This is a genomic window from Jatrophihabitans lederbergiae, from assembly GCF_031845305.1.
Lineage (GTDB): Bacteria > Actinomycetota > Actinomycetes > Mycobacteriales > Jatrophihabitantaceae > Jatrophihabitans_A > Jatrophihabitans_A lederbergiae.
This window is the reverse complement of sequence record NZ_JAVREH010000243.1, coordinates 1-330: the sequence shown is the minus strand read 5'-3', so window position 1 is coordinate 330 and position 330 is coordinate 1. Positions and strand designations below refer to the sequence as shown.

The following is a 330-nucleotide window of genomic DNA, read 5'->3' as shown; positions in this document are numbered from 1 at the left end:
GGGACTCCACCTACACCCTGCAAGCGCTGATCTCCGCCGGCTACCTCGACGAGGCCAAGGCCTGGCGGGAATGGCTACTGAGAGCGGTCGCCGGAGACCCCGCCGACCTGCAGATCATGTACGCCCTCGACGGCACCCGGCGGCTACCCGAAGCCGAACTGCCCTGGCTCACCGGATACGAAAACTCCACACCCGTACGGACCGGCAACGCCGCCTCCGATCAACTGCAACTCGACGTCTGGGGCGAGACCCTCGACGACCTCGCGCTGGCCCGCAACGCCGGGCTCGCCGACCACGACGACGCCTGGGACCTCCAAGTCGCGCTCATGG

The 330-nt window shown here is 68.5% G+C and carries 1 protein-coding gene; it reads left to right on the top strand.

Annotation, left to right across the window (positions count from 1 at the left end):
* Window positions 1-330: glycoside hydrolase family 15 protein (locus tag RM423_RS26315; protein WP_311425759.1), on the top strand; the 330-nt coding region annotated here is incomplete at both ends.